The organism is Helcobacillus sp. ACRRO (assembly GCF_022347125.1).
GTDB classification, from domain to species: Bacteria; Actinomycetota; Actinomycetes; order Actinomycetales; family Dermabacteraceae; genus Helcobacillus; species Helcobacillus massiliensis.
Genome location: NZ_JAKRNG010000021.1, coordinates 1 through 13,176, shown reverse-complemented (window position 1 = coordinate 13,176; position 13,176 = coordinate 1). Strand labels below are relative to the sequence as shown.

The following is a 13,176-nucleotide window of genomic DNA, read 5'->3' as shown; positions in this document are numbered from 1 at the left end:
GCCTCAGACCCCCACTGTGAGCCAGTCCTCGCGCTGCTCCAGGAAGCGGCTCGCTTCCCGCTTCGCCCCGTCCAGATCATGGTGGGCGCCCCACCCGCACTGGATCTCATTGGCGGCGGGAACCTCATCGGCCGCCACCAGGTCGTTCAGAGTGGCCTCCACCAGATCCGCGGCGTCCTGCACCTCCATGTCGCCGGAGACCAGCAGGTAGAAGCCGGTGCGGCATCCCATCGGCGAGATGTCGATGACCACGTCCGAATGGTTGCGGGAGTGCTCAGCCATCATGTGCTCCAGCGAGTGCACCACCTCGGACTCGAGATGCTCACGGTTCGGCTGGGTGAAGCGAAGATCGAACTTCGTCAGGCGGACCCCGCTGCCGAGGTCCTTGCGGTCGGCGATGCGGATGTAGGGAGCCTCCACCTTGCGGTGGTCCAGGTTGAAGCTCTCCACGTTCATCTTCTCGGCCATGACTGTTCCCTTCGACGGCGGTGCTGTGCCCCGTCAGCGTATCGAGATGGGATCAGCGCTCACGGAGAACCGCTGCGGGCCGGCAGGCGCCGTCCGCGCCATCACCGCGACGAGCGGGAGGTGCGGCCGCGCACCACCGCCACGAACTCCTGCCGAAGGTCATCGTCCGCATCCGTCGGCCAGCACAGGGCGATCTGAGTGGGCTCGCCGTCCACGTAGGGACGGTGCACCACGGTCCTGCGGTGGTGGAACCGGGCGAGCGACATCGGCATGATCGTGCAGCCGATGCCGGCTTCGACGATCAGCACCCGCTCCTTCTCATCGCCCGGGCGCTGCTGGTCGAAGACGTGCTCGTCCTCGAGATCAGCGTCGCTGACCTCATCGAGGATGCTCAGCTCGTTGTCGCGGCTCATCACCGCCACCGGCACCTCCTGCCACAGCGGCACCGCATGCAGATCGATCGGCGGGTCGAGGTGGGAGCCGCCGACGACCTGCGCCGGATCGAACCGAGCGAAGACCATGTCGACCTCACCCGCCGCGAGCGCCTGCAGGGGGTCGCGCTCCACGAGAGGAACGAGCTCCAGGTCCGCGCGCAGCGGCGACTGACGCCAGCGACGGCCGAACCGGTCCGGCTCCACGCCGGGGATGAATCCGACCCTCAGCGTGCGCTCGTCCTTGGCCGCCTGCCTATCGGCGGCCTCATGCCCGTCCCCCGAGGTGCGCTGACGTCCTGTGCGGCGCTGCTCCTGGGCCGACGGCTTCTTCCCGCGTCCACCGGTGCGGCTTCTGCCCGCCGCGGGGCGGCCGCCGCGGGCGGGGCCGCGCTTGGCACGTGAGGACATGGAGTCTCCTTCCTCCTGGGGACGGGTCCCATCATCGCAGGGTCGGGTTCGGATCCGGGCGCTGTCAGTCGGCGAGGATGCCGGCGGCGGCGCTCTCATCCACCACAAGGTCGGTGGCGACACCGGCGAGCAGGGCGGCCCGCAGCGCCCGCGCCTTCGAGGATCCGGCGCCGACGAGGATGCGCCGTGGGATCCGCTTCAGGCGGTCCGGGTCCGGGCCCGTGGCGCGGCGGTTCAGTTCGATGTCACGCCAGGATCCGTCGGCCCGCAGGGCGATGGTGCAGACGTCGCCGACGACCCCGTCGGCCTGCAGCTGCTCGGTGACCTCCTTGGTGAAGTAGCCGGAGGCGTAGACATGGGAGGGGACGGCGGAGTCGAAGGCGCCGGCGCCGAATGCGGCGATGGAGGTGCGGTTCTGCAGGTCGAGGATGCGGCGGGTGGAGCGCTCTCGCCACATGGCTCGGCGCGTGTCCTCGTAGTCGAAGAACGCGGGGACCGCGAACGGGTGCATCTGTGCGTCCCACTTCTGGGCGAGGCGGCTGATGGCTGCGGTGGCGTAGTCGAAGCCGGCGCCTTCGGAGTCGATCGCGCCGTTGAGCTGCACGATGCGCGCTCCTGGGACGGGACGGGGCCGGATGGCGTCGGCAACAGCAGTCATGGTGGTGCCCCAGGCGATGCCCATGACCGTGCTGGTGTCCATGAGGGAATCGATGAGGGCGGCTGCCTCCTGGGCCGCGGCGTCCAGGCGTTCGCGCTCATCCATCGTGGGGGCGACGGGGACGACGGTGGCACTGACGCCGAAGCGGTCGCGGAGCCGGACCTGCAGAGCCTGCACGCGCTGCTGGCCAGGCGGTCGCAGCGTGATGGTGACGAGGCCGTGGGCACGGGCGTCGCGCAGCAGGCGGGAGATCGTCGAGCGGGACTGGCCGGTGCGGTCGGCGATCGCCTCCATGGTGATGCCGTCCTGGTAATACATTAGTGCAGCCTCAAAGGCCGCATTCAGTCGATCGGACCCGCTCATCAGGCCAGTATTGCACGTTCGTGCACCCTGATTGACCACTCGATCAGGTCACATCACAATGGGTGGACACGACACCCGAGGCGGGCTGCTGCCCGCAGATCTGAGGACACCGTGACTCCCTCTCTGAAGGCACCCCTCAACGCCGAGGCACGCAGGTCAGCATTCGAGGCCTACTCCGCCGCCACGGCCGAGAACCCCTTGGACATCTTCATCGTGGGCGGCGGCATCAACGGCGCCGGCGCCGCATTCGACGCGGCGACCCGCGGGCTCAGCGTCGGCGTCGCCGAGATGCAGGACTGGGCCACCGGCACCTCCTCCCGTTCCTCGAAGCTCATGCACGGAGGCCTGCGCTACCTGCAGATGCTCGACTTCAAACTCGTCGCCGAAGCGCTGCGCGAACGCGACCTGCTGCTGACCACCACGGCGCCTCACCTGGTCCAGCCCGTCAGCTTCGTGTTCCCGATGAAGAACATCGCCGAACGCGCCTTCATCGGCTCCGGTATCGCTCTGTACGACGCGATGCAGACCGGCCACCGCGCCGTTCCGATGCACCGCCACCTGTTCCCGAAGAAGCTGCAGAAGCACTTCTCGGGCCTCGACCCGGCGAAGAACCGCGGCGGCATCGAGTACTACGACGCCACAATGGACGACGCCCGCGTCACCATGATGCTGGTGCGCTCCGCCGTCAACCTCGGCGCCCACGCCACCTCCTACACCCGCGTCACCGACTATCTGCGCCGCGGGGAACGGGTCATCGGCGTGGAGCTCACCGACCTGCTCACCGGTGAGCAGTACACGGTGCACGCTGAGCACGTCATCCTCGCCGGCGGCGTGTGGACCGGCGACGAGCAGGACCGAGCCGACGCCGGCCAGGGACTCGAGGTGCTCGCCTCCAAGGGCATCCACATCACCGTGCCGCGCGACGCCATCCAGGCCGAAGAGCACGCCGGGGTCATCACCCAGACCGAGAAGTCGGTCCTGTTCATCATCCCGTGGGACGAGTACTGGATCATCGGCACCACCGATACGCCCTGGAAGCAGGACGTCGCGCACCCCTCGGCCACCAGCGCCGACATCGACTACGTGCTCGAGCACGCCAACGCCGTGCTGAAGAGGCCGCTCCGGCGCGACGACGTCCTCGGCGTCTTCGCAGGCCTTCGCCCCTTGCTGCAGCCGGTCTCGAAGAACGAGGAGTCCTCGACGAAGGTCTCCCGCGAGCACACCGTGATGGAGGTGCGCGAGGGGATGTCCGCCATCGCCGGCGGAAAGTTCACCACCTACCGCGTGATGGCGGAGGACGTGGTCGACTTCGCGCTGCGCGGCCAGGCCGATGCGCCGAAGACGCGGACGAAGCAGATCCCCATCATCGGCGGTGACGGGTTCGAGGAGATGCGCCTGCACGCCGAGCGCCGCGCCCGCGAGTTCGGCTTCGATGCGATCCGCACCGAACGGCTCCTCACCCGATACGGCTCCCTGCTGGGCGAGCTGTTCACGATGATGGAGGAGGACCCGTCTCTGGCGAAGCCGCTGGAGAGCGCCCCGCGCTACCTGCGCGCCGAAGTGGCCTACGCCGCCCGTGCAGAAGGCGCGGAGCACCTCGCCGATGTCCTCGCCCGGCGCACCCGCCTCATCTATGAGGTCACCGACCGGGGAGTCGACGCGGCCGACGAAGCCTCCCGCATCGTCGCCGCAGAGCTCGACTGGTCGGAGGCGCGCCGCGTCTGCGAGGTCGACACCTACCGCGCGTACATCCAGGCGCATCTGGATGCCGAAGACGTGCAGACCGATGCTGAGGCCGCCGCCCTCGTGGAGCCCGTCCCCGAAGTCCCCGCGCTGATCTGAGCGCGCCTGCGGCCGGCCCTCCCCCGCGGCGGGCCGGCCGCCCACCTGTCCCTGTCCCTTCGACCCCACCCTTCCACCGCCGCACACGCGGCCGCAGTCTCAATGAGGAGAACCCATGGGAGAGATCTTCCTGTACGAAATCGCCGGCACAGCAATGCTGATCCTGCTGGGCGTCGGCGTCGTCGCCAACGTCATCATCGGCAAGACCAAAGGCTTCGGCGGCGGCTGGTTGCTGATCAACGTGGGCTGGGCGCTCGGCGTCTTCTGCGGTGTCTATGTGGCCTTCAAAACAGGCGCGCACATCAACCCCGCCGTCACGTTCGGCCTGCTCGCCAGCGGCGCCGCCGAATACGCACCCGGCATCCCCGTGACCTTCGGGAACACGGTCGCCTACCTCCTCGCGCAGCTGATCGGCGCCTTCATCGGCGCTGTCCTCGCGTGGATGACCTACAAGAAGCACTACGACCAGGAGCAGGACCAGGCGCTCATCCTCGGCACCTTCGCCACCGGCCCGGAGATCCGCTCCTACGGCTGGAACTTCGTCACCGAGGTCATCGCCACCTTCGTCCTCGTGCTGGTCATCCTCATGTTCGGCTCGACTCCCACCGAGCTCGGCCCGCTGCCGGTGACCCTGCTGGTGCTCTCCATCGGCGCCTCGCTCGGCGGCCCCACCGGCTACGCCATCAACCCGGCCCGTGACCTCGGCCCCCGCCTTGCGCACGCCGTGCTGCCGATCCCCGGCAAGGGCGGCAGCGATTGGGCGTACTCGTGGGTGCCGATCGCCGGCCCGATCGTCGGCGGTGTCCTCGCCGGCCTCGTGTCCACCGTCCTCGTCGCCAACTGACCTGTCACAGAACCGTCAACGGGCATCGACGCCCGTGAAGGAGACCATCATGTCCCAGGAGAAGTTCATCCTCTCGATCGACCAGGGCACCACGTCCTCGCGCGCGATCATCTTCAACCACGCCGGCGAGATCGTCTCGGTCGGCCAGATGGAGCACGAGCAGATCTTCCCGAAGTCCGGCTGGGTCGAGCACGACCCGGTGGAGATCATCAAGAACGTTCGCGAAGTCATCGGCACGGCCCTGTCCCGCGCCGACATCAACCGCCACCAGATCGCCGCGGTCGGCATCACCAACCAGCGCGAGACCGCTGTGGTGTGGGACCGCACCACCGGCAAACCGGTCTACAACGCCATCGTCTGGCAGGACACCCGCACCAAGAAGATCGTGGAGGACCTCGGCGGCGGAGACCCGGAGAAGTACAAGGACATCGTCGGCCTGCCGCTGGCCACCTACTTCTCCGGCCCGAAGGTGAAGTGGATCCTCGACAACGTCGAGGGAGCCCGTGAGAAGGCCGAAGCCGGCGACCTCATGTTCGGTACCACCGACACCTGGGTGCTGTGGAACCTCACCGGCGGCACCAAGGACGGCCTGCACATCACCGATGTCACGAACGCCTCGCGCACCATGCTCATGAACCTGAAGACCCTCGACTGGGAGGAGTCGATCTGCAAGGACATGGGCATTCCGATGTCGATGCTGCCGGAGATCCGCTCCTCCTCCGAGGTCTACGGCGAGGGGTCGAAGAACTCCCTGCTGATCGGCGCCAAGTTCGCCGGTATCCTCGGCGACCAGCAGGCCGCCACCTTCGGCCAGGCGTGCTTCGAGGTCGGCCAGGCGAAGAACACCTACGGCACCGGCAACTTCCTGCTGATGAACACCGGCGAGGAGATCGTCCACTCCGAAAACGGCCTGCTGACCACCGTGCTGTACCAGCTCGGCGACAACAAGCCGGTCTACGCCCTCGAAGGCTCGGTCGCCGTCACCGGCTCCCTCGTGCAGTGGGTGCGCGACAACCTCGGCCTCATCAAGGACGCCCCCGAGGTGGAGACCCTCGCGAAGAAGGTCGACAACAACGGCGGCGTGTACGTGGTGCCGGCCTTCTCCGGCCTGTTCGCCCCGTACTGGCGCGACGACGCCCGCGGCGCGATCGTCGGCCTGACCCGCTTCGTCAACAGGAACCACGTCGCCCGTGCAGTCCTGGAGTCCACCGCGTTCCAGTCCGCGGAACTGGTCGAGGCGATGAACCAGGATGCGGACGTGCCGCTGAAGGAGCTGAAGGTCGACGGCGGCATGACCGTCAACGAGACCCTCATGCAGTTCCAGGCGGACCTTCTGGACGTGGATGTGGTCCGGCCGAAGGTCGTGGAGACCACCGCCCTCGGCGCCGCCTACGCCGCCGGCCTCGCGGTCGGTTTCTGGAAGTCAGAGCAGGACGTCATCGACAACTGGTCCGAGGACACCCGCTGGGAGCCCGCCATGGACGAGGAGACCCGCGAGCGCTCCATGCGCGTGTGGCGCAAGGCTGTGGAGCGCACCTTCGACTGGGTGGACGACCACACGGACGCGCTCACCGAGTGAGTTCCGCTCCCCACGCTGGGGCCGACGACCGGCGCGGTCGTGGGGGCACAGGAAGGGGCGGGGCCGAGGAGATGTCTCCTCGGCCCCGCCCCCTTCGTTCTGCGCCGTGCGCGGTTCACACGTTCACGAGATGATGTGCCAGGTCAGCGGGTAGCGGTAGGCCTCGCCCCTGTTCGCCGTGACCGCGGCGAGGATCGGAACGATGATCGAGACCACCCATACGATCAGCAGGCCGAGGCCGGCGATTGCCAGCGGGATGAGGCCGACCAGGACCCACACGAGGATCCAGCCGATGGCGGCGATGATGCCGAGGACCACCTGCGCGATGAAGATGGTGATGGCGAAGTTGAGGGCGCCGGCGGCGGCCTGCCGCACGAACGGACTGCGGCTGCCGAACACCAGCAGGATCACCAGCGGTCCCAGCCAGCCGAGGTAGCCGACCGACGCGAGGCTGCCGATCAGCATCGACAGGTGCGCGAGGATCGCCCAGAGACGGGCATCGGAGTCGGACAGCGGCGCCTGCGCCCCTTGCGCGGCCGACGGCTGCTGATGAGCGTAGGGAGCCTGCTGAGCATGCGGCTGCTGGCCGTGGCCTGCGTGCTGTTCGTTTGAGTTCTGTGCGTGCGGGCCCTGCTGGCCGTAGCCGTACTCGTCGGGCTGCGAGGGATTGGGACTGTTGGGGTTGTGCGGTGGGATGGCGCTGCTCATGGCAACCTCCTGGTCAGTTGGGTGAGGCGCCGGCGCGGTGCGAATGCACGCGCTCAGCGATCAGGTCCAGCGTAGGCAGGCGGTCCTGCCCCGCACATGCGACGTAGGCAGGGCGCATGTGCAGCGGGGTCATACCTCCGTCTGACTCGACGCCGGGTTCGCCGGACCAGGCCCGGACCGACCCGCCCGCCTGCTCCACCAGGTGGAAGCCCGCGGCCACGTCCCACGGCTTGATGCTCAGCAGCATCGCCGCGTCCGCCCAGCCCGCCGCCACATAGGCGAGCTCCAGGGCCGCGGTGCCGAGGCTGCGCAGCGCGCTGGTGTCGCTGCGCAGCGCACCCGCCAGGTCGAGGGCGATGTCGGGGTGGTCGCTGAAGTCGCGGTTGCCGGGGAACGAGGACAGCACCAGCGAATCCTGCTGCGGCTTCATCGTGTGCGGGCCCAGCCTCTCACCGTTGAGGTACGCCCCGGTGTCATCGGAGAAGAACTCCTGGTGGAGGATCGGGGCGTTGATCACCCCGCCGACGAGGGCTCCATCGATCTCGATGCCGATGGACACGCAGAACAGCGGCAGGCCGGCGGCGAAGTTCGACGTGCCGTCGATCGGGTCCACGATGAACGCCACCGGGCCGTCACCGCCCTGGTGGCCGCTCTCCTCACCGAGGATGCGGGCATCGGGCACAGCGGCGCTGAGCGCGTCGACGATGATCTGTTCGGAGCGCTTGTCATGCTCAGTGACGATGTCGTGTGCGTTGAGCTTGTATTCACGGTCGATAGCCGAGCGGTCCAGGCCGCGCTGGTAGTCGGCCGCTGCGCTGGCGGCGGCGCGCGCCGCGTCGACGAGTGAGGTGATGGTGGGGACGGATGCTGAAGTCATGCATCCATCCTCTCAGGCACCCGTCGGCGCGCCCTCAGACGTCCAGGACGGTGCGGGTGTGGTCGTTGAGGAAGATGCCCTTCGGGTCCACTTCGGCACGGACCGTGCGGAAGTCGTCGAAGCGCGGGTAGACGCGGGCGAAGTAGTCGGCGTCCAGCCAGTGCATCTTCCCCCAGTGCGGACGCGGGTCGAACTCCATCAGCTCCTCCTGCACCGCCTGCTGGAAGGCGTAGCCGTCGCGCCGGTGGTAGGTGTGCGCGGCGATGTAGATGGTGTCTCGGTCGTAGCACGTGGACATCCAGACATCGTCCGCGGCGGCGCGGCGGATCTCCAGCGGGAACAGCACGTCCCGGAACTCCCGGTGGATGCGGGCGCGGACCTTGCCGAACGCCTCCGGGAACGCCTCCGCGGCGATCGCGTACTCCGCTTCGTGGAAGCGGACGCGGCGCGGGGCGGTGAACACGGTGTGGGAGTCGTCGGTGACGGCGGCGCCCGGGAAGAACCGTGAGGCGACATCGGCGAGGGCGGGTGCAACCCGAGGTGACCGGGTGCCGGCGCGGCACATGATCTCCCACACGCCGTTGGCGAGCAGTTCACGGCTCACGAAGCTGGAGACCCGGTTGGGGCGGGACCGACGGGCGCCGGCCTCCCGTCGGTGCATGGTGTGCAGCGTGGCGCGGGTCGAGCCGGGGAACCAGAAGATCTCCTGGTGGTCGGCCTGCGTGCTGGACTGGAGGAATCCGGCTACGGCGTCGTCGACCGGGAGGTTCTCGTCCCTGCTCTCCAGCCGGAAAGCGGGGGCGGTCGCCATCCGAACCTCCAGGATGATGCCGATGACCCCCAGGCTGAGACGGGCCGCTTCGAACAGGCGCGGGTTGGTGTCCTTGTCCGCCCACACCACGTCACCGCTGGCGAGCGCGATCCGCAGGCCCGTCACGGTGGCGGCGAGGCCCTGCATCTGGTGGCCCATGCCATGGGTGCCGGTCGAGATGGCGCCGGCGATGGACTGCGCGTCCACATCGCCCATGTTGATCATGGCGCGGCCGTGGCGCGCGAGCGCGGGACCGATCTCCATCAGGCGGGTGCCGGCGCGGAAGGTGGCGTCACCGGTGGCGCGGTCGACTTTGACCAGGCCGCGGTGGTTGTCGAGGGTGAGGAGGGTTCCGTCGGTCTCGCACAGCGGTGAGAAGGAATGGCCGGCGCCGATGGGGCGCAGGCTGTGGCCGTGGGCGGTGGCGCGGGCGATGTGGTGGATGACCGCACTCTCGGTGCCGGGGTGCTCGACGTCGGCCGCTGAGAAGTCCACGCTGCCGGACCAGTTCGAGGTGAGGGTGCGCTTGTCAGCGAGCGGCAGTGGGGTCATCGGCGGACCGTCCTTTCGGATCAGAGGAACAGCTGATGCTCACCGCGGTAGGTGGGGACCACGTCCATCACTTCCGTGCCGCGCACCAGTGCATACTGCGAGAAGCGCTCCGCGGGCTCCCCCGCCTTCGCGCACCTGAGCCATACTGTATCCCCGACCCGCAGGTGCTCTGCCGCTTCTCCGACCACTGGGCTCTGCACTTCGCCGGCGCCCTCCTGACGGCTGAACCGCAGGCCCGCTGGGTGCACCACGCGCGGAAGCCTGTCCGGCCCGGGGACACCGCTGGCGATGATCCCGCCGCCGGTGATGGTGGCGACCTTCGGCGCTGGTCGGCGCACAACGGTGAAGCCGAAGAACAGGGCCGGCCGCGGGGTGAACGCACTGTATTCGTCGAAGAGGGCGGATGCCAGCAGCCCGGACCCGGCTCCGATCTCGGTGATCACGGGGTCCTGGGACGTGGTCTCGATGGAGCCGGTTCCGCCGCCGTTGACGAATTCGAGGTCGAACTCGCCTGCGACGGCGCGGACAGCGGCGCCGCGGCGGTGCAGGATCTCCTGGCTGGAGGCGCGCTGCATCAGGCGGACTACGGCCCGGCGGGGCCCGAGGTTGCCGACCCCGGCGATCTGGCCCTCATACGCCATGATGCCGACCAGGCGAAGGGCGGGGCGGCGGCTGATCTCTCGGGCGAGGCCCAGCATGTCCTCGGGTGTGCGCAGCGGGGACCGCAGGGCTCCGATGTGGAGGCCCTTCAGAGGCTGGTAGGCGACGTCCATGTCGATCGCCACGCGGATCGGGGCGGTGCTGCTCGAGGCGGCGCCGATGGCGGTTTCGATCAGGTCGAGGTGCGGCCTCGAATCCACCATGAGGGTGATGGCGGCGCGGGCGCTGTCGTGCTGAGCGAGGCGCTGGATCGCTGCGGTGTCCGCGGTGGGATAGGCGACCACGATGTCCTGGTGGCCCCGACTGTGCAGCCACAGTGCTTCGTCCAGGGTGAAGCACAGCAGGCCGGAGTAGCCCTCGGCTGCTTCCGCCGTGCTGATGAGGGAGCGGACTCGGAGGGACTTAGTGGCGACTCGGATGGGGAGGCCGCCGGTGCGGCGGCGCATGGCGGCGATGTTGTCCTCGAAGGCGTCGAGGTCGACGACGCCGACGGGGCGGTGGGTGAGCCCGGCCTGCCGGAGGACGGCGTCCAGCTCATCGAACGGCAGGGGGCGGTCGCTGCGAAGATGTGCCACGGTGCACGGCCCTTTCCTCAGGAGGCGGCTGTCTGACGCGCTCAGCCCGGCGCATCCTCGGGCCAGCGGGCTCAGGCGCGGCGACGCTCGAGCACCTCATCCAGTGTAAGGCCCTCGGCGATGGTCATTCCGGCGGCGGCCTCCGCATCCGCGGTCTCGGCTTCGACCGCTTCGATCTCCTCGAGGCGTGCGTACTCGAGCGGGGCGGTGGCGGAGGACAGGGTGCCGTAGCGGTAGGTCTGGGACTGCTCACGAGCATCGGTGCCGATGATCTCGCGCAGGAACAGTTCGTGTCGCTCTGCGGGACCCATCACGGCGCTGCGAGCCGGCTGCGCGGTCTCAGCCTGTGCGGCGGTCGCGGTGGAACCGGCTCCGCTGCCGGCATCGTCGGCTTCCGCGGCGGCCGCCTGGCCGACGGGTGCCGACTCCTGGACGCGTGCCGGACGCACTGCGCGGCGCTGGCGGCGTGTTCGGGTCAGGCGCAGCGCAGTTGCGAACATGACGGCGAGCCATGCGACACCCGCTGCGAGCCACCAGCTGGTGAGCCCGGCGATAGCGGTGCCGGTGAGCGCCAGTGCTCCGACCAGCAGGACCAGCAGGATCGCGGTCAGCAGCCGGTGACGGTTCTCCACGGGCGCGATGACCTCGGCGCCGAGATCACGGCCTGCGCCCTCAACCTCGAAGCGCGGGCGATCGATCGGAGTGCTGGGACGGAGCAGCTGGGAGCGGTGAGCCATGGGGGAAGCCTTTGCTGATCGTTGCCGGGCCCGCACGCCGCCAGTGAGGTCGCGTGCGGTGTGGGTGAACCTCTCCTGGTTCATCTCCTGCGCCTGACCGAGCAGTTCTCGGCGACGGGAGATGCGCGGCACAGCGTATCCCAGCCACATGAGCAGCAGGAGGACGAGGAGCACCGCACCAAGATTGAATTCGTTCACTGTTCCAGGGTAATGACAGCGATGTCATTTCCCGGTCAGACACGCGCGGCCTCCCCATGGAATCCGCTCACGGATTCAGCGGACGGTGCTCCTCCGCGGTCACGGCGAGCAGCAGGTGGTCGCGCCAGGCGCCGTTGACGTGCATCGACCCGGTCAGCAGGCCCTCACGGCGCAGCCCGACCTTGTGCGCCACCCGCAGGGATGCGGTGTTGGAGGGCTGGATCTGGGCGGTGACGCGGTGCAGGGCGAGGTCTTCGAAGCAGTAGTCCAGGGCGAGGCGCAGTGCCCGCGTCATCACTCCGCACCCGGCGGCGCTCTCCTCGATCCAATAGCCGATGGGGGCGGTGCTGACCGCGCCCCACATCATGGGGCCGATCATGACCAGGCCGGTCAGGCGCCCTTCCACCTCAACAGCGAGGGTTGCGGTGGAACCGAGCCGGTCGCTGCGGCGCAGGGAGCGGAACACTGCGGCGGAGGAGGCGGGGGCATCAGCCGACGGATCCACGGCCTCCCAGGGGCGGAGCCATTCCCAGTTCTGGTCCCGCAGACGGATGAATGCTCGACGGTCGCGGCGGCGCAGGGGCCGAAGCTCGACCCGCGGTTCGTGCCGCGGCGCGCCTGCGTCGGCCGGGGACTGGGCGGCAGGTCCGCCCGGTTCTCTCATGGTCACCCCTTGATCTTCGTGCCAGGATGGCGACATGAGCAACATCGACGACCTCACCGCCCGCAAGAAGGCGCTGCGCAAAGAGATCCTCGCCGCCCGCCGCTCCGCCTATTCGACACCGGAGGGCGCGCAGCGGCACCGTGATGAGTCCGAAGCGCTCGTCGCCCACCTGGAGGGCTTCATCGACTCCCATCTGGGTGACCTCGAGCGCCCCCTCGTGGTTGCGGGCTACAGCGCGCTGCCGACGGAGGCGAATCCCATGGCGCTGCTGCGCACCCTCGCAACCGGCGGTTCGACCGTCCTGCTGCCGGTGTACCACGGCGATGTGCTGACCTGGAGGGAGTGGGACGGCGTCAGCGAACTGGAGGCATCAGAAGGGGCGAAGTTCGGAACGGAACCGACCGGTGAGGACCACGGTGTGGAGGGCCTCGCCACGGCGGATCTGATCATCACGCCGGCGGTGGCGGTCGACCGTTCGGGCACCCGCATCGGCCACGGCAAGGGCTACTACGACCGCGCTCTTCAGCACCGGTCCACGGAGTCGTTCGTGGTGACTGCGGTGAACCCGTCGGAGCTTCTGCCGGCGGGAACGCTGCCGCGCGACGAGCACGACTACCCGATCCGGTTCGCTGCAACAGCGGACGGCATCGCGGTGCTCACCGACGACGCCTGACTCCCCCGTTACCTTGTGAGCACCCCGATGGACGGGGTCTGGTCGCTCGGCCGGGTATGGCTTTGTTGCCCTGCCATTGATGGTCCGGGGGGTGTTGCCGCCCGGTCGAGAGACACGCGTTGACC

General features: G+C 68.8%; 13 protein-coding genes. 4 read left to right on the top strand and 9 right to left on the bottom strand.

Annotated features, from left to right (window positions below; translation table 11 throughout):
• Positions 1-3 precede the first annotated feature (3 nt).
• The 3 genes from MHY20_RS08285 to MHY20_RS08275 form a co-directional block, all read right to left on the bottom strand.
• Positions 4-468, bottom strand: a complete 465-nt coding sequence (locus MHY20_RS08285) for an S-ribosylhomocysteine lyase (RefSeq protein WP_239376136.1) — start codon at positions 466-468, stop codon at positions 4-6.
• Between the two features lie 101 nt (positions 469-569).
• Positions 570-1,310, bottom strand: a complete 741-nt coding sequence (locus MHY20_RS08280) for a LysR substrate-binding domain-containing protein (RefSeq protein ID WP_239376135.1) — start codon at positions 1,308-1,310, stop codon at positions 570-572.
• Between the two features lie 64 nt (positions 1,311-1,374).
• Positions 1,375-2,286, bottom strand: coding sequence for a sugar-binding domain-containing protein (locus MHY20_RS08275; RefSeq protein WP_239376133.1), 912 nt, complete (start codon positions 2,284-2,286; stop codon positions 1,375-1,377).
• A gap of 168 nt (positions 2,287-2,454) precedes the next feature.
• Between MHY20_RS08275 and MHY20_RS08270 the strand changes: the two genes are divergently transcribed.
• From MHY20_RS08270 to glpK, 3 genes are all read left to right on the top strand, one after another.
• A complete protein-coding gene (locus MHY20_RS08270) occupies positions 2,455-4,173 on the top strand; it encodes a glycerol-3-phosphate dehydrogenase/oxidase (RefSeq protein WP_239376155.1) in 1,719 nt (572 codons plus the stop codon).
• Positions 4,174-4,288: 115 nt separating this feature from the next.
• Positions 4,289-5,017: an MIP/aquaporin family protein gene (locus MHY20_RS08265; protein ID WP_239376131.1), complete on the top strand. Its 729-nt coding sequence runs from the start codon at positions 4,289-4,291 to the stop codon at positions 5,015-5,017.
• Positions 5,018-5,066: 49 nt separating this feature from the next.
• Positions 5,067-6,596: a glycerol kinase GlpK gene (glpK, locus tag MHY20_RS08260; protein WP_239376129.1), complete on the top strand. Its 1,530-nt coding sequence runs from the start codon at positions 5,067-5,069 to the stop codon at positions 6,594-6,596.
• A gap of 123 nt (positions 6,597-6,719) precedes the next feature.
• On the opposite strand, the gene MHY20_RS08255 is transcribed toward glpK, so the two are convergent.
• The 6 genes from MHY20_RS08255 to MHY20_RS08230 form a co-directional block, all read right to left on the bottom strand.
• Positions 6,720-7,304, bottom strand: a complete 585-nt coding sequence (locus MHY20_RS08255) for a DUF4870 domain-containing protein (RefSeq protein WP_239376127.1) — start codon at positions 7,302-7,304, stop codon at positions 6,720-6,722.
• Between the two features lie 13 nt (positions 7,305-7,317).
• Entirely contained in the window at positions 7,318-8,181 is an 864-nt protein-coding gene (locus MHY20_RS08250) for an inositol monophosphatase family protein (protein WP_239376125.1), read from the bottom strand.
• A 34-nt stretch (positions 8,182-8,215) separates the two neighbouring features.
• Positions 8,216-9,544, bottom strand: a complete 1,329-nt coding sequence (locus MHY20_RS08245) for a D-arabinono-1,4-lactone oxidase (RefSeq protein WP_183374848.1) — start codon at positions 9,542-9,544, stop codon at positions 8,216-8,218.
• 20 nt (positions 9,545-9,564) lie between these two features.
• Complete coding sequence (locus tag MHY20_RS08240; protein WP_239376123.1) at positions 9,565-10,779, bottom strand: alanine racemase; 1,215 nt, start codon at positions 10,777-10,779, stop codon at positions 9,565-9,567.
• A gap of 71 nt (positions 10,780-10,850) precedes the next feature.
• A complete protein-coding gene (locus tag MHY20_RS08235; RefSeq protein ID WP_239376121.1) occupies positions 10,851-11,714 on the bottom strand; it encodes a hypothetical protein in 864 nt (287 codons plus the stop codon).
• A gap of 67 nt (positions 11,715-11,781) precedes the next feature.
• Positions 11,782-12,378, bottom strand: a complete 597-nt coding sequence (locus tag MHY20_RS08230; protein ID WP_183374852.1) for a GNAT family protein — start codon at positions 12,376-12,378, stop codon at positions 11,782-11,784.
• 34 nt (positions 12,379-12,412) lie between these two features.
• Between MHY20_RS08230 and MHY20_RS08225 the strand changes: the two genes are divergently transcribed.
• Positions 12,413-13,051, top strand: a complete 639-nt coding sequence (locus tag MHY20_RS08225; RefSeq protein WP_183374854.1) for a 5-formyltetrahydrofolate cyclo-ligase — start codon at positions 12,413-12,415, stop codon at positions 13,049-13,051.
• Positions 13,052-13,176: the final 125 nt, after the last annotated feature.